The 14,561-nt window shown below is 59.4% G+C and carries 13 protein-coding genes and 1 pseudogene; 7 read left to right on the top strand and 7 right to left on the bottom strand.

Features of this window, described 5'->3' with window-relative positions; all coding sequences use genetic code 11:
• Position 1 precedes the first annotated feature (1 nt).
• The gene (locus tag PspS49_RS17580; RefSeq protein ID WP_160040757.1) at positions 2 to 967 is read right to left on the bottom strand and encodes a FecR domain-containing protein; all 966 of its coding nucleotides are present in this window, start codon (positions 965 to 967) and stop codon (positions 2 to 4) included.
• A gap of 4 nt (positions 968 to 971) precedes the next feature.
• Positions 972 to 1,496, bottom strand: a complete 525-nt coding sequence (locus PspS49_RS17575; RefSeq protein WP_160040755.1) for a sigma-70 family RNA polymerase sigma factor — start codon at positions 1,494 to 1,496, stop codon at positions 972 to 974.
• Positions 1,497 to 1,784: 288 nt separating this feature from the next.
• On the opposite strand from PspS49_RS17575, the gene PspS49_RS17570 reads away from it, so the two are divergent.
• Both PspS49_RS17570 and PspS49_RS29870 read left to right on the top strand, forming a co-directional pair.
• Positions 1,785 to 2,036 carry a transmembrane sensor/regulator PpyR gene (locus tag PspS49_RS17570; RefSeq protein ID WP_160040753.1) on the top strand — a complete coding sequence of 84 codons (252 nt, stop codon included), beginning with the start codon at positions 1,785 to 1,787 and terminating at the stop codon, positions 2,034 to 2,036.
• Positions 2,037 to 2,132, top strand: a pseudogene (locus tag PspS49_RS29870) (metal ABC transporter ATP-binding protein); the annotation flags it as partial.
• Positions 2,133 to 2,554: 422 nt separating this feature from the next.
• On the opposite strand, the gene PspS49_RS17565 reads toward PspS49_RS29870, so the two are convergent.
• The 3 genes from PspS49_RS17565 to PspS49_RS17555 form a co-directional block, all read right to left on the bottom strand.
• Positions 2,555 to 3,223 carry a class I SAM-dependent methyltransferase gene (locus PspS49_RS17565; RefSeq protein ID WP_160040751.1) on the bottom strand — a complete coding sequence of 223 codons (669 nt, stop codon included), beginning with the start codon at positions 3,221 to 3,223 and terminating at the stop codon, positions 2,555 to 2,557.
• 138 nt (positions 3,224 to 3,361) lie between these two features.
• A complete protein-coding gene (locus PspS49_RS17560) occupies positions 3,362 to 4,273 on the bottom strand; it encodes a carboxymuconolactone decarboxylase family protein (RefSeq protein WP_238786292.1) in 912 nt (303 codons plus the stop codon).
• A gap of 157 nt (positions 4,274 to 4,430) precedes the next feature.
• On the bottom strand, positions 4,431 to 4,796 hold the full coding sequence (locus PspS49_RS17555) for a hypothetical protein (protein WP_007910609.1): 366 nt from the start codon (positions 4,794 to 4,796) through the stop codon (positions 4,431 to 4,433).
• Positions 4,797 to 5,417: 621 nt separating this feature from the next.
• Here PspS49_RS17555 and PspS49_RS17550 point away from each other — a divergent pair.
• On the top strand, positions 5,418 to 5,810 hold the full coding sequence (locus PspS49_RS17550; RefSeq protein ID WP_160040749.1) for a GFA family protein: 393 nt from the start codon (positions 5,418 to 5,420) through the stop codon (positions 5,808 to 5,810).
• Positions 5,811 to 5,921: 111 nt separating this feature from the next.
• Here PspS49_RS17550 and PspS49_RS17545 read toward each other — a convergent pair whose 3' ends face one another.
• On the bottom strand, positions 5,922 to 6,752 hold the full coding sequence (locus PspS49_RS17545; protein WP_105709196.1) for an alpha/beta hydrolase: 831 nt from the start codon (positions 6,750 to 6,752) through the stop codon (positions 5,922 to 5,924).
• 266 nt (positions 6,753 to 7,018) lie between these two features.
• Between PspS49_RS17545 and PspS49_RS17540 the strand changes: the two genes are divergently transcribed.
• The 4 genes from PspS49_RS17540 (at position 7,019) to PspS49_RS17525 (ending at position 11,268) form a co-directional block, all read left to right on the top strand.
• Positions 7,019 to 7,474, top strand: coding sequence for a (2Fe-2S)-binding protein (locus tag PspS49_RS17540; protein WP_003224136.1), 456 nt, complete (start codon positions 7,019 to 7,021; stop codon positions 7,472 to 7,474).
• Between the two features lie 22 nt (positions 7,475 to 7,496).
• Positions 7,497 to 9,659, top strand: coding sequence for a xanthine dehydrogenase family protein molybdopterin-binding subunit (locus PspS49_RS17535; RefSeq protein WP_160040747.1), 2,163 nt, complete (start codon positions 7,497 to 7,499; stop codon positions 9,657 to 9,659).
• 1 nt (position 9,660) lies between these two features.
• Positions 9,661 to 10,239, top strand: a complete 579-nt coding sequence (locus tag PspS49_RS17530; protein WP_038366052.1) for a hypothetical protein — start codon at positions 9,661 to 9,663, stop codon at positions 10,237 to 10,239.
• Positions 10,240 to 10,302: 63 nt separating this feature from the next.
• Positions 10,303 to 11,268, top strand: coding sequence for a sensor domain-containing diguanylate cyclase (locus tag PspS49_RS17525; protein WP_127928583.1), 966 nt, complete (start codon positions 10,303 to 10,305; stop codon positions 11,266 to 11,268).
• An 81-nt stretch (positions 11,269 to 11,349) separates the two neighbouring features.
• Here the strand turns inward: PspS49_RS17525 and PspS49_RS17520 are convergent, their stop codons facing one another.
• Positions 11,350 to 14,481, bottom strand: coding sequence for a hypothetical protein (locus PspS49_RS17520; RefSeq protein ID WP_160040745.1), 3,132 nt, complete (start codon positions 14,479 to 14,481; stop codon positions 11,350 to 11,352).
• Between the last annotated feature and the right edge of the window lie 80 nt (positions 14,482 to 14,561).

The following is a 14,561-nucleotide window of genomic DNA, read 5'->3' as shown; positions in this document are numbered from 1 at the left end:
CTCAGCCTTTCGGCCCGACACTGACCCACCAGTTGAAGGTTTTTTCGACGCGGATCGGCAGCGCCGCTTCCAGTAGACGCAAGGCCTGATCAGTGTCCTTGAGCGGGAACGAGCCCATCACCGGCAAGTCCGCCACCGCCGGATCACAATGCAGATGCCCCGGGCGATAACGGCTGAGTTCTTCGATCAGTACGCCCAGCGGCAGGTTATCGGCCAGCAGCACGCCCCGGCGCCAGGCTTCGCGCGCTGGATCCGCTGCGGACGCGGTGTACAACCGGCCGGCGCTGAATACCAGTTGCTGACCGGCCTGCACCACTTGGCTTTCGCCTTGGTGGTTAGTGGCCTCAACGGCACCCTCGTAGACATTCAGCAGCGTGTTGCGATCCGTCTGGCGCACGCTGAAACGCGTACCCAGCGCACGCATCCGGCCCTGCTCGGTCTCGACCCAAAAGGCGCGACCAAGGTCTTTTGCGGTGTCGATCAGCACTTCGCCGGCGCGCAGTTGCAGCAAACGCTGGCGGGCATCGAAACGCACATTCAAGGCGCTCAAGGCGTTGAGCCAGATTCGACTGCCATCGCTTAGCGTGGCTTCGCGGGTTTCCCCGGTGCCGGTCGAGAGGTCGGCGCTTAAGCGTTCGACCGAGTCCAGCAGCGGCGTGTTGCGCCCGACCGCCCAGCCCGCCAGCCCGGTCGCCGCAAGAATCAGCAGGCCTTTGAGCGATTGACGGCGGCTGATCGAACTGCGCGCGCTGTTGCGCAGGGTGTGGCTGACGGCTTCGCTTTCGTTCTGCAACGGCGCGAAACGCTGGCCGACCCGCTCGACATAACGCCACGCGGCCTGATGCTCGGGGCTTTGCGCCAGCCACGCCTGCCAACGCAGACGCTCAGGCTCGGCGACCTGCTCGTCATGCAATTGCACGTACCAGTTGGCGGCCTGTTCAAGGCTGGCATGGCTGAGTTTGTTCACGGGGCTATTCAATCAGCAACCCGTCGAGTTCAGCTTCGAGAATCGCGCAATGCATCATCGCCTGCGCCAGGTACTTCTTGATCATCCGCTCGCTGACACCGATCTGTTCGGCGATCAGTTTGTAAGGCATGCCGTGCAGTTGCGCGAGGATGAACGCCTCGCTGACCCGTTGCGGCAAGCGCTGGAGCATGGCGTCCACTTCGTGCAGGGTTTCGACGATGATTGCCTGTTGCTCGGGCGAGGGCTGCAAGGCTGGTGGGCGGTTGGCGAGCGTTTCCAGCCAGGTTTGCTCCAGTTGCCGACGGCGCCAGTGATCGACGCACAAACCCCGGGCAATGGTCGCCAGATACGAGCGCTCATGCACTTCGCCATTGAAGGTTTGCGGACGCTTGAGCACGCGGATGAAGGTGTCGTGGGCGAGGTCGGCGGCATCCATCGCGTTGCTCAGGCGTCGACGCAATAGCTCGTGCAGCCAGCGATGGTGGCTGAGGTAGAGATTGTGCACGAGCGAGGCATTGGCGACGGTCATCAGCGCAAGCGTCCAGGGCGACCGTTATCGGTCTAAATAAGAATGGGTCGCGATTAAAGCAAAAGGACGGAGGGTGCGCAAATGATATTGGTTTGCTTTTAGGCGGAGGGTTTCTGATTTTTTATTGGGTGTAGTCCTAATGACAAGGTGCAGAGTCAAACTGACTTCATTTCGTTTGTGTCAAATTGACTCGACTCTCTTCAAGTGACTGATTCTTCTGGCTTGAAAATCTGGCACGGGACTTGAAGTACTCAAAGTACACAACGAACCGATCAGGAGTACGCCACCATGCTCACTTTCTTCGAAAGCCCGCTGAACGTTCTGCACCTGTCGAGCAAAGTCCTCGTCGCCGGCCTGATCATGCTGCTGGCCGGCATCTACGGCGCCTACCTCTACAACGGCCAGATACCGATTGCGTTGCTGGTGGCGATGCATTCGCTGACCGTCCTCGGCCCGACCCTGATCAAGATCGGCTACGTCATGCGCCTGCTGGCGCAATACCGCATCCGTGGCCCGCGGATGATCCCGCAAACCGCATAGATCCCTGTGGGAGCGAGCCTGCTTGCGAAGGCGTCAGCACAGTCGGAGTCTACGTTGCCTGACACACCGCTTTCGCGAGCAGGCTCGCTCCCACAGTGGGCCGCAGCGTTCCCTGGATATGTGGTCAACGCAAAACCCTGTGGGAGCGAGCCTGCTCGCGAAGACGTTGGCACAGTCTGAATCTGTATTGCCTGACACACCGCTATCGCGAGCAGGCTCGCTCCCACAGTGGGCAGCAGCGTTCCCTGGATATGTGGTCAACGCAAAACCCTGTGGGAGCGAGCCTGCTCGCGAAGGCGTAGGAACAGTCTGCATTTGTATTGCCTGAAATACCGCTATCGCGAGCAGGCTCGCTCCCACAGTGGGCCGCAGCGTTCCCTGGATATGTGGTCAACGCAAAACCCTGTGGGAGCGAGCCTGCCCGCGAAGGCGTCGGATCAGTCTGCATTTGTATTGCCTGAAATACCGCTATCGCGAGCAGGCTCACTCCTACAATGGATGGTGGAAATTCTGAAATCTCAGCGGCGCTCGGCAACCATCAGCAATGACTGCGGCAGCGGACTTTGCGGGTGTTGTGGCTCTTGCAGGCTGGCCAGTTGGAACCCGGCCATGTCCAGCGCATTCAGCCAGCTCGACAGTGTGCGGAAATACCAGGGCATCGGCTGCCACTGGCCTTTGAACCCGGCGAAGGATTCTTCGCGCCAGCCATCCTGATAATCCCCAGCCGCCACAGCCCACGGATGCAGTGTCTGAATGACTAAAACCCCGCCGGGAACAAGCAGCGTATTCATCGCCGCAAGCAACGGAATGATGGCCTGATGCAGCAATGAAAAATTGGCGCAGATCAGGTCATAGTCGCGACCGATGTCGATCTTGCCATCGACCAGCGCTTCATAACTGGCAACATGCACCTGCGCCGCCCCCGCCAGACGCGCCGCTTCAATAAGCCGCGCATCGCCATCCACCCCGACGGCATCAATCCCGCGATCCGCCAGCGCCCGCAACAACCAGCCTTCGCCGCAGCCAAGATCAAGCACTCGCTGCGGCTGCCGGCCCATGATCGCCAGCAGAATCGCTTGATCGGTAACCTGCTGGCGGCTTTCGATGGCGCCGCTGCGGATCACTTCGATCCAGGCATCAGCGTTGTCGTGCCAGCTCTGCAAGAGGCTGGATTCGGGGGAGGGCATGGCGGTGTCCCGACTTTTGAAAAACTACAGTATGGACGATGATCGCAGGTGAGCCGCCAGGGCTTTTAGATCAGCGCATCCACCACAACCCGAACGCCGATTTTCTTTGAAGAAAATCGACATCAAGTCAGTTTTCGGTCAACTTTTCGAAGCCGCCAAAGCGTCTTTCAGCGCTGCATTTGCACGTTCGGCAGTCTGCGCATCCCCGTGTTTTTTCAACTGCTCAGTGACCTCGCCCAACTGTGCCGCGCTGAGCCCGACGCGCAGGCTCGCCGCCATATGCGCGCGCAGTTGCGGTTCCACGCCCGGCGTCGCTGCCAGCGCTCCGACAGTGGCCAGTTCACGGCTTTGCCAGTCGAGGTTGTCGCGCTCGAAGATGTCGCCGAACAGGTGGGTTTGCAAAAACTGGTTAATCACTGGGGCGAACTCGAACACAGGGCCTTTGACCGGAGCGCCCGAGATCTTCGTTTGATTCGCGGTGCCGGCGGCCAGCAGTTCATCCCCGACTGGAATCGCCCGGCCCGGCTCACGCCCCGGCGCATCTTCGATGCCGCGTTGTTGGCGCGCCTGCACCACGGTCATGAGCTCATTCAAGGCATTGAGGCTGCGCGGGAAGCCCACATAGGCGTAGAGCTGCACGAGAATTTCCCGGGTTTCGCTGATCGTCAGGCCAGCGTCCAGTCCTTGGTTGAGGGCCGCGTTGAGGTTGGGCATGTCGCTGGTCGCCATGAACGCAGCAATCAGTGGAATCGTCTGTTGTTTGCTCGAAAGGGCTTGTCCGGTGGTTTGCGGGGTGGTCATGGATTTCGGTGCCTCGGCTGCTTGGGTGGTAAGGCTGAACATCGCGCCAACGCTCAGGCAGAGCGCCATGAGTGCGGGGAGGGCAGCGCTGCTGCGTGTGTCAGTGGCCATCGTGAAAGGCTCCGTCCACTGTGGTTCTGCGATTCTCTGGGTATCCGTGGTCGGGCCATAACCACGGCTCAGGCCCATGCAGCCAAAGCCGAGGGCGGATACTTCGAGTGAACGGATGCCGAGTGTGTGCTTGTGCATGTCGATCTCCCATTGGGCGTGGAGGAAAGACTAAGCGAGGTGACTGGTGGGGACTAGACAGTTAAATCGGGATGGCTTGATGAGTTCTGCTCATCAATCTGCGGGAGGCGGCAAAGCGAAAGTGAGGGTGTGACCCCTCACTCATTCCGTGTGTTGGCTACTGCGGGATGCGCAGCTTGTCCAGCAGTCGGTTGACCAACAGCTCGTTGAGCATGATCACCTGTTGCAGCGCCAGCAGCGGTTTGCGCTCCGGGCCGCCTATTGAGTTGGCGATGTTACCGGCCATGGAGTGGGCGTAGGAAAGCGACTCACAGGCTTCGACCAACAGGGTTTCTTCATCCAGCGTGGGGTCGACCAGATAGACCGGGCGAAACGGGGGCGAGCTTGGTGGAGCGCCCAGTGCTTCGGGGCGAAGATAGTAGTCGAGGGCGCGGTCGGTGGCTTCTTTGACCTTTTGCGGGTCAAGCGCGGGGTCGTGAGGGATTGGGTCGGTGGGCGGTGGATTTGGCGTGATTTTGAACATGGATGAAACTCCTATCGCAGTTTAAGGAGCCATCACTCTCGCTACCAAACGAGTGGGTGGTGGCCATACGCGGGTTGGTAGACCGGCTGCAATAGGAACCCGGCGCTCACGAGTGAGCCCCACGCATGACTACCATTGAACTGAGCCTCCACAAAGACACAGCACTGGGTGTTGTCACACGGCTATTACAGACGGGCTACCAAACCCGATCACTGTTTTGCAGTGACAGGCCAACGATATAGCCCGGCCCATAGCCGTGTAAGCCGGCGGATTCTGGCGTACGCGTAGGTAACGACGCAAGGTGTTGTAGGGAGGATGGCGTAACGGTTTGTGTGCTTTAAACGTGATCACGGCCTTCGTGTTTATTGATGGAAATACTGGATGGCGGGGGCTTTGGGTTTTGCGGTGTGTCAGTGCGATTCCCCCCTCACCCCAGCCCTCTCCCCCAAAGGGGGCGAGGGGGAAAGGGAGCAGATCTCCAGGCCTTTCAAAACCTGAGTTCGACTCGGTATTTCAAGTCGGTGCAACTTGCACATTCAGCGCGGTCAGTTCCCTCTACCTCTGGGAGAGGGTTAGGGTGAGGGCTGTCGCTAATTTCAAATTCTGAAGAGGAGGTGCGACATGAATCGATTGACTGGCGGTTGCCTGTGCGGCGATGTCCGTTTCGAAGTGACAGGTCAGCCCTACCGCGTCGGCATCTGCCACTGCCTCGACTGCCGCAAACGCCACGGCGCGCTGTTCGGCACCTCGGCCATATTCCCCGAGAATGCGTTGAAGGTCACCGGCGAAACCCGCGACTACAACGGGCGTTTTTTCTGCCCGCGTTGCGGCTCTCCGGTGTTCGCGCGTTCCGAAGATGAAGTAGAGGTCAACGTCGGATCGCTCGATGAGCCTAATCAGTTCAAGCCCACCTATGAACTCTGGACTATTCGCCGCGAGTCTTGGCTACCGGCGCTCCCACTGGCTCACCACTACGAGCGTGATCGCGAAAACACTGGCCGAACCGAAGATTAATTGCAGCCCATAATCTGCCTGTGTAGGAGCTGCGGAACGCTGCGATCTTTTGATGTTGATTTTCAAGGCGCAAAATCAAAAGATCGCAGCGTTCCGCAGCTCCTACATTGTTCAGCCGCGAATAAAGGCCAGCAGATCCGCGTTGATCGTCTCCGCCTCCGTCGTCGGCATCCCGTGCGGGAACCCCGGATACGATTTCAGCGTGCCGTTCGGCAGAAGCTTCGCCGACAGCGGTCCCGAGTTCGCATACGGCACAATCTGATCATCCTCACCATGCATCACCAGCACAGGCACCGTGACCTTTTTCAAGTCCTCGGTGAAGTCTGTCTGCGAGAACGCCACGATCCCGTCGTAGTGCGCCTTCGCTCCGCCGATCATGCCCTGACGCCACCAGTTGGCAATAATCCCTTCCGATGGCGTGGCTCCTGGCCGGTTGTAGCCATAAAACGGCCCGGTCGGAATGTCGCGATAAAACTGCGCGCGATTCGCCGCCAGTTGCGCCTGAAAATCATCGAATACCGATTTCGGCAGCCCGCCAGGATTGCTCTCGGTCTGCACCATCAACGGTGGTACCGCACTGATCAACACGCCCTTGGCGACGTTGGCCTGACCATGCCGGGCGATGTAATGGATCACCTCACCGCCACCGGTCGAGTGGCCAACGTGAACAACATTCTTCAGGCCCAGATGATTGACCACCGCCAGCGTATCGTCGGCGTAATGATCCATATCGTGGCCATCCCAGACCTGGCTCGAACGCCCGTGCCCACGGCGATCATGGGCAACCACCCGGAAGCCTTTGCCGAGGAAGAACAGCATCTGCGCATCCCAATCATCGGAACTCAGCGGCCAGCCGTGGTGGAAGTGGATCACCGGCGCGTCTTTCGGGCCCCAATCCTTGTAGAAAATCTCGACGCCGTCTTTGGTGGTGACAAATCCCATGTTCGCAACTTCAGACCAATCTGATGGGTAACCCGCGCGGTCAGCGCGGACCGGTTTCGCTCATGACGAGTTTTCCACTGCGATGGCTCAGTGCGAGCCGTTATCAACTGTAGGATTAAAGTCGACATCTGCATGACCGGTGGTCGCAACGTCTGGCTTCACGCGCAAATTAGGCTTTGCTGAAAGGGATAAGCCGAGGCGCGCGTAGGCATTGATGGCCACAGCGACGCCCCTTCAGAACACCGTGAGTCTGAGGAATTTTCCCGATGCTGACCTTGAATATCAATGGCAAGGATCAGGAGCTCGATGTCCCCGCGGACATGCCGTTGCTCTGGGTCCTGCGCGATGTCGCGCACCTGACCGGTACCAAATTCGGCTGTGGCATGGCCCAGTGTGGGGCCTGCACTGTGCACGTTGACGGGGCGCCGTTGCGCGCCTGCATCACCCCCGCAACAGCGGTGGCCCACGGCCAGAAAATCCTCACCATCGAAGGTCTGTCCACCGACGGCTCACACCCGGTGCAGCAGGCCTGGGCCGAACTCGACGTGGTGCAGTGTGGTTATTGCCAGTCGGGACAGATCATGTCTGCCGCAGCCTTATTGGCGAAAATCCCCAAACCCACCGACAGCGATATCGATCAGGCGCTCTCCGGCAACATCTGCCGTTGCGGCACCTATCCCCGCATTCGCGCAGCTGTGAAGCGTGCATCGGAAATCGGCTGATTCAATCTGTGGGAGATAGGTGATGAACAGTCCTGTATCGCGTCGGGGTTTTCTCAAGGGCAGTGCCGTGTTGGGCGGCGGGCTGGTGGTGGCGTTTGTCGTCCCCGGCGGCCACAAGTTTGCCTATGCAGCCGAAAATGAAGGCAAGGTGTTCGCGCCCAATGCGTTTTTGCGCATTGCAGCAGACAACAGCGTCACCGTGTTGCTCGGGCATTCAGAGATGGGCCAGGGCATCTGGACCGGCCTGACCATGTTGATCGCCGAGGAGTTGGACGCCGATTGGTCGAAGATCCGCGTCGAACACTCGCCGGCGTCAGCGGCGGATTACGGCATGCCGGGGTTTGGCGGCATGCAGATTACCGGCGGCTCGACGTCGACGTGGATGGAGTTCGACCGTTATCGGCTGGCAGGCGCGACCGCGCGGCAGATGCTGGTCGAGGCGGCGGCGAAGCGCTTTGAAGTGGCGCCATCGACGATTCGCACCGAATCGGGCGTGGTGATCGCCGGCGACAAACGTGCGACTTATGGCGAGCTGGCAGATGCTGCCGGGCAACTGCCGGTGCCGGATCCGAAGTCGATCACCTTCAAGGAGGCAAAAGACTGGAAAGTCATTGGCAAACCGACCAAACGCCTCGACACGCCGGAGAAAATCACCGGCCGCGCCAAGTTCGGCATGGATGTGCAGTTTGAAGGTTTGATGACCGCAATGGTCGCGCGCCCACCGGTATTCGGTGCCAGCGTTAAATCCTTCGAAGGTGCTGAGGCGCTGGCGGTGCCGGGCGTGCACAAAGTGGTGCAAGTGCCGACGGGCGTTGCGGTGATCGCTGATCATTACTGGGCGGCGAAACTGGGCCGTGATGCGCTGAAGATCGATTGGGATCTAGGTCCGCATGCCGATCTGAGCAGTGAAAAGCTGCTGGAAAGTTTCCGCAAACTGGCCGCGACACAAGGCACCTCGGCGAGTCAGGCCGGTGATGCCAAGGGCGGTTTTGGTAAAGCGGCGAAGAAAATCGACGTCGAATACAGCGTGCCCTATCTGGCTCATGCGCCGATGGAGCCGCTCAACTGCACGGTGAAGATCAGCGCCGAGAAATGCGAAATCTGGACCGGCACGCAGTTTCAGACGCTGGATCAAATGGTCGCCGGCAAGATTACCGGGCTGAAACCGGAGCAGGTCGAGATTCACACCGAATTCCTGGGCGGCGGTTTCGGGCGCCGGGCCAACCCAACGTCAGACTTTGTCGCCGAAGCGGTGCAAGTGGCTAAAGCCGCCGCCATGCCGGTGAAAACCGTGTGGTCGCGGGAGGACGATATTCGTGGCGGTTACTACCGTTCGATGTTCCTGCATCAGGCGCGGATCGGGCTCGGTGCCGATGGCCTGCCGTCGAGCTGGCAGCATGTATTGGTCGGGCAGTCGATCATGGCCGGCACGATGCTGGAAAAAACCATGGTCAAGAACGGCGTTGATGCAACCTCGGTCGAAGGCGTTTCCGACAGTCCTTACGTCAAAGGCCTGGCCAATCATCAGGTCGATCTGCATTCGCCGCAAACCGGCATCAATGTGTTGTGGCTGCGCTCGGTGGGCCATAGCCATACCGGTTTCGTCATGGAATCGCTGATAGATGAAATGGCCACAGCGGCAGGCAAGGATCCGGTCGAGTACCGACGAACCTTGCTCAAGGATCATCCTCGGCATTTAGGTGTGCTCAATCTGGCGGTGGAAAAGGCCAACTGGAAAGCCCCATTGCCGGATGGCCATGCGCTGGGCGTGGCAGTACACGAATCGTTCGGCAGTTACGTGGCGCAGGTCGCCGAAGTGTCGCAGGACAATCTGGCGATTCGCGTGCACCGCGTGGTTTGTGCGGTGGACTGCGGGATTGCCGTGAATCCGCAGAGCATCGCTGCGCAGATGGAGTCGTGCATCACTTTCGGTCTGGGCATGGCGCTGCACAGCAAACTGACGCTCAAGGATGGCGCGGTCGTGCAGTCCAACTATCACGATTATCAGGTGCTGCGGCTCAACGAGATGCCGGTGGTGGAAGTGCACATCGTGCCCAGCAGCGACAAACCGGGCGGCATCGGCGAAGCCGGTGTGCCGCCGACCGCGCCAGCCGTGGCCAACGCGGTGTTCGCCCTGACCGGGCAACGTCTGCGCGAGTTGCCGCTGCAACTGTCGGGGGTGTGAGATGAAACGACATCTAGTGTTGGGTACGGTGATTTTGCTGGGGCTGGGCGGTTATGCCTCGGATCTGTTTGCCGATGATCAGGAAGCGCTGAAGGCGTTCGGCACGGTGCAGAAAGTCTTTCAAAGTCCGCGTTGCCAGAATTGCCACATTCCCGGTGATTCGCCGTTGCAGTTCGACGCCGGCATTCCCCACGCCATGAGCGTGGTGCGCGGCATGGACGGCAAGGGTGCCGCCGGTTTGCCGTGTGCGACCTGTCACGCGGAAAACAATCCGCCGGCCAGTTACGGCCCGCATGCACCACCGGGTGCGCCGCATTGGAGCCTGCCACCGGCGGCACACAAAATGGCCTGGATCGGCCTGCCACCGGACAAGCTCTGCGCGATGATCAAGGATCGCTCGAGCAATGGTGATCGCGACTTTGCCGCGCTGATCAAACACGTCAGCGAAGACAAACTGGTGCTGTGGGGCTGGAACCCCGGAGCAGGGCGCGCGCCGGTGCCGGTGCCGCACGATATTTTTGTCGCGCAGTTCAAGCTGTGGGCCGATGCCGGCGGGCCGTGTCCGGTGGCGGGGATCTGATGAGAGGAACCCACGCGGATTTAACGCTACGCTGAAGAGCATTGATGCCAACGGAGTGTGCGAATGCTGGTTCCAGGAAAACCCGCCAATGAGGCTACGCGTCTTCAAGTGCTGCACGGCCTTGACCTGCTTGACTCGGCGCCGGAGGAGCGGTTCGACCGACTGACGCGACTGGCCAAGCGCCTGTTCAACGTGCCGATTGCACTGGTGACACTGGTCGACAAGGATCGGCAATGGTTCAAGTCCTGTGTGGGCCTGGATGCCACTGAAACGCCGAGGGATGTTTCGTTCTGCGGCCACGCGATACTTCAGAACGACCTGCTGCTGGTGCCCGACGCCAGGGAGGACGTGCGTTTCCATGACAACCCGCTGGTGACCGGTGCGCCGAATATCCGCTTCTATGCCGGCTACCCGTTGACCGTGCCCAACGGCAATAAAATGGGCACGCTGTGCCTGATCGACACCAAGCCCCGCGACCTCGACGAGGAAGAACGCGCGCTGTTGCGTGATCTGGCGGAAATGGCCGAGCAAGAGTTGGCCGCTGTGCAGATCGCGAGCATGGATGAATTGACGTTGTTGTCCAATCGCCGTGGTTTCAAGCAGTTGGCGCAGCATGCATTGGACGCCTGCGCGCGGCTGGAACGCCCGGCAACCTTGCTGTTTTTTGATCTGAATGATTTCAAGCAGATCAACGATCTGTATGGCCATGCCGAGGGCGACAGTGCGCTGAAGACCTTTGCCGATGTGCTGCGCATTGCCTTTCGCGAGAGTGATGTGGTCGGGCGCTTGGGCGGGGATGAGTTTGTCGCGCTGCTCACAGGTTCCAGCCATGTCGAAACCACGACGATCATGGCGCGGCTCAAGGACATTCTCGAAGAGCGCAACGCCACGTTGCACCGGGGTTATGCGATTCGCTTCAGCGTCGGCCAGATTGAATACGACGCCAAACGCCATGAGACCGTGGATCGGCTGTTGGCGGATGCCGATGGCGCGATGTATGCGCACAAGCAGGCCCTGAAGCGCTGCTAGCGAATGCACCGCAGATCCCCTGTAGGATTGGCGGTGAATCCAGGCATCACCTGTTCGATGACGCCGATGCACGACACGGCATTATTTGGGCGGAGTCAGGGTTGCATAAAACTTCAGCCATTGGTCCTGACTGTCATCGGTATCCTTGAGCGCCGGTGCGATCAGGGCGTGTTGCAGTGCCTGGCTTTCGTAGGCATCGAACAGATGCCGGACCGCGGTGCTGGCGATGGCGTCGACCTTTTTCGAGGAGAAAGTATCGGGAACATCGCTGCGCGTCTGCTGCGGCACGGGTGCACCGTGAACCTCGAGGCGGGTGATGAGTGCGTTGCACGTGGCGTTGGCGTTGGGCAAGGTTCCGTTGCTATAGGCCTGGGCATCGAAAGGCAGCGATTTCGCCTTCGCGTTCATAGCAGACGGTGTCAGCAGGGCGATATCGATATCGCGCCTAAGGACAACCTCTGACCGTCGGGTGAAAATTTCGAACACCCTGTGCGTCGTTCCGCGTAACAGAGCAATGATGGCGAACGGTGCGGTGTCGCCAGCGGGTTTTATTTGTCCCGCAAGGTTTTTTGCTGAGGAGGGCAGTGGCTGCAGGGCGAGCAATTCCACGGTGTTGTCTTCGATGTCGAGCCGTTGCGCCAGCGGCAAACGGCAGAAGGCTTCCTTGATCAGGGTGATATGGGCGTCTTTCATCTGCTTGAGGCGAGCAGCAAGTGCCGCATGAAAGAGCGTCGGCACGTGACGAAGCCTGGCAAATGATGCGCTCATTGATGTCAACGAGACTTGCGCATGGTTCGATTGCCAGGCCTGCATATCAGTGGATAGCCTGGCGGCCAGATGCATTTCGATCAGCGAGTAACAGTCATTTCTCGCTGCTGGAAGGAACAGGGCCTTGTCCTCCAGATGCGCATTATCGACGAAGACCTTGCGCAGATCATTCAGGGCGACCGTGGCGGGCGTCGGGAATGTCGCGATAAAAGCCCGGCGGTAAAACTGGCTCATCTGTCGATTGTGGTTGCGAAAGGCAATATCGGCGCGCTTCAGCGAGACGGCGTCATAGAGGGTCGTCGAGCTTTCGGATTCGCGCTGGATCAAGCCTCTGACCACTGCCCAGTCCAGCACAGCCGAGGCGCAGGCATCACTGCGCAGGAACGTGTAGAAGTCAGCCGGGACCGGCCCTTTGGTCAGCGCGGACAATTGTTTGTACGTCATCAGGCGTGCCACGCCCGGAAAACGGTTTTCGATATAAAGCACGATCTGTTTCAACCTGACCCAGCGCACGCAACTCATGTAATTGATGTTTGCGGGAATATCACGGATCAAAAATTCCGGGGCGAGGCCGGACAACAAAAGATGGGTGGCCAGTGTCTTGTTTTTTACCAACGTCAGACCGAATTGGTGATCGATAAAGCGTCGCACCTCCTCGTAACTCTCGCCCCAGAAGAAATTGTCATTCAAGGGCTGGCCGATGATGCGGTCCAGATGCTCACCCGCCGTCGTGTCGAGGCTGAGAATCAGCGCCGCGATGAGCAGGCGCTCGCGATTGGTGGCCAGAAGTGCCTTGGTGTGAGCAGGCGCGGCAAGTCTGTCGAGTAATTCATTGCCCAATGCCTGGGCTCGCGCTGTGATCAGAATCCGGCTGATCAGATAATCGGCTTTGGCCTTGAGGGTGGCGAGAGGCAGATCGGTATCGACGCCTTCGCTCAGATAATCGATCAATGGTGCCGAGTCCTTGGGCAAGAACGCACGCGTGGTCTCAACGATGATTCGCCGTTGCTCGGCAGTGAAACGCTCGGTCTGCTTGCCGGGCTGACCTAATAAATACCAGTGATTCATGTGCCCGGGGCGCATGTGCAGGTTTGTCCTCTCCCATTTGGCGATGAGCAGTGCTTGCTGCACCGTTTTGGGCAGTGATATCTGGTAGAAACCCAGCATTTGCGCGAGGCTGACCTGGCCGCTGACCCGCAAAGCACCACCGGCTTCACGTGCCTGGGTCCTGAGTCGATCACGATAGGATTTCAGGCCGGCGTGTTTTTCCACTTGCGGTGTCAGCGTTACCCAGCCGTGCTCGCTGGACGTACCGACGTGACCGGTACTGGTCAGCAGCAGTTGACTGTCCGCAGGCAATTTGTGTTGCTGCAAAATAGCCTGGAACGCCGGTTCGGACCGCAGCTTGAGCAATTCACGCTGGCCTATTGCGATACGTTCACCCAGCGCCGAAACCGTAATCGGTTCACTGAGTTCTTCCAGATCAATTTTCGCCGTGGGTGTCTTGTTCCAGCTCAGGTCTTCCAGACGCCGGACGATATGCCGACAGTCTTCGATATCGGCGAATTCATCCTGATAGTGCTTGATCCGGATTCCCGTCTGTACATATTCGCTGACGTAGGGCAGCGGCGGCCAGTTGTGCTGTCGCAAGCGTTGCGCAAGCGCCCGAGCCTCCTCGACATTTTCCGGTTGAGGCCATCCATAGCTCGCCAGAAGCTGACCGAGCTTGAGACGCGGGCCGCCGCGCGTGGCCAGGACGGACGCCGATTTGAGTGACACGGGAGTGTTGGCGAGGCTGCGTTGCTCGAACGGATCGCTGGTGCGCACCACTTCATCGATGGTTTCGGCGATGACTTTAATGTCCTGCAACTGCGCGGTACGTTCCTTGACCACCGCAGAGGTGGTGTTGCCGTTTTGATCGATTCCAGCAAGTCCGACAGCCTTCAGTTCGGCGACGATCATTTTGGCCTGAAGCGCGTTTTGCGGCTCCGGATACCCGTAAAACGCCAGTACCACTTCACGGGGAAACCGATACAGCGGATTGGCGGATTTACCACCAATGTAGGGCAAGCCGAGTCTGCCGGGGTCGATGTGCTGGGCGATGGACAATAACATCGGCGCCATCTGCCACCAGCCGGAGTCATCTTCCAGCGTGAATGTGCGCAGGCTCGTGGTGCCGTTTGACGGAATCTGCGCTTGCAGGGTGTCGCCCTTGAGACGCAAGGTATCGAGATCGATGTGGAAGCGGCTGGCCCAGTCCAGAAACTCGGGACGCTCAAGGGCTGCCCAGTAAAGCTCCATCCATTCGCGCAACAGGCATGCGCGAGGGATTTCAAGCGTACGCGAGGGGGCGCCGGGCGTAACCACGGGGGCTGCGGTCAGCTCGGCAATAAGGTTTTGAATCAGGGTCTGTTGCGGGGGCAGGGTGGGTGGTGTGTCGCTCATCTGTGCTCTCCTTGGCGGCTGACAGGCATCAAGCGCCGATTATCGAGCGAGGGACAGCAGACCGGGCGGTACATATGTAG

The sequence above is a fragment of the Pseudomonas sp. S49 genome (assembly GCF_009866785.1).
Lineage (GTDB): Bacteria > Pseudomonadota > Gammaproteobacteria > Pseudomonadales > Pseudomonadaceae > Aquipseudomonas.
The sequence above is the reverse complement of the archived record's forward strand: the minus strand, read 5'-3'. Positions and strand labels throughout refer to the sequence as shown.

Excerpts from the sequence above, each read along its gene's own strand:
- PspS49_RS17575 (WP_160040755.1), bottom strand. The coding sequence starts at position 1,496 with ATGACCGTCGCCAATGCCTCGCTCGTGCACAATCTCTACCTCAGCCAC.
- PspS49_RS17570 (WP_160040753.1), top strand. The coding sequence starts at position 1,785 with ATGCTCACTTTCTTCGAAAGCCCGCTGAACGTTCTGCACCTGTCGAGC.
- PspS49_RS17565 (WP_160040751.1), bottom strand. The coding sequence starts at position 3,223 with ATGCCCTCCCCCGAATCCAGCCTCTTGCAGAGCTGGCACGACAACGCT.
- PspS49_RS17560 (WP_238786292.1), bottom strand. The coding sequence starts at position 4,273 with ATGCACAAGCACACACTCGGCATCCGTTCACTCGAAGTATCCGCCCTC.
- PspS49_RS17555 (WP_007910609.1), bottom strand. The coding sequence starts at position 4,796 with ATGTTCAAAATCACGCCAAATCCACCGCCCACCGACCCAATCCCTCAC.
- PspS49_RS17550 (WP_160040749.1), top strand. The coding sequence starts at position 5,418 with ATGAATCGATTGACTGGCGGTTGCCTGTGCGGCGATGTCCGTTTCGAA.
- PspS49_RS17545 (WP_105709196.1), bottom strand. The coding sequence starts at position 6,752 with ATGGGATTTGTCACCACCAAAGACGGCGTCGAGATTTTCTACAAGGAT.
- PspS49_RS17540 (WP_003224136.1), top strand. The coding sequence starts at position 7,019 with ATGCTGACCTTGAATATCAATGGCAAGGATCAGGAGCTCGATGTCCCC.
- PspS49_RS17535 (WP_160040747.1), top strand. The coding sequence starts at position 7,497 with ATGAACAGTCCTGTATCGCGTCGGGGTTTTCTCAAGGGCAGTGCCGTG.
- PspS49_RS17530 (WP_038366052.1), top strand. The coding sequence starts at position 9,661 with ATGAAACGACATCTAGTGTTGGGTACGGTGATTTTGCTGGGGCTGGGC.
- PspS49_RS17525 (WP_127928583.1), top strand. The coding sequence starts at position 10,303 with ATGCTGGTTCCAGGAAAACCCGCCAATGAGGCTACGCGTCTTCAAGTG.
- PspS49_RS17520 (WP_160040745.1), bottom strand. The coding sequence starts at position 14,481 with ATGAGCGACACACCACCCACCCTGCCCCCGCAACAGACCCTGATTCAA.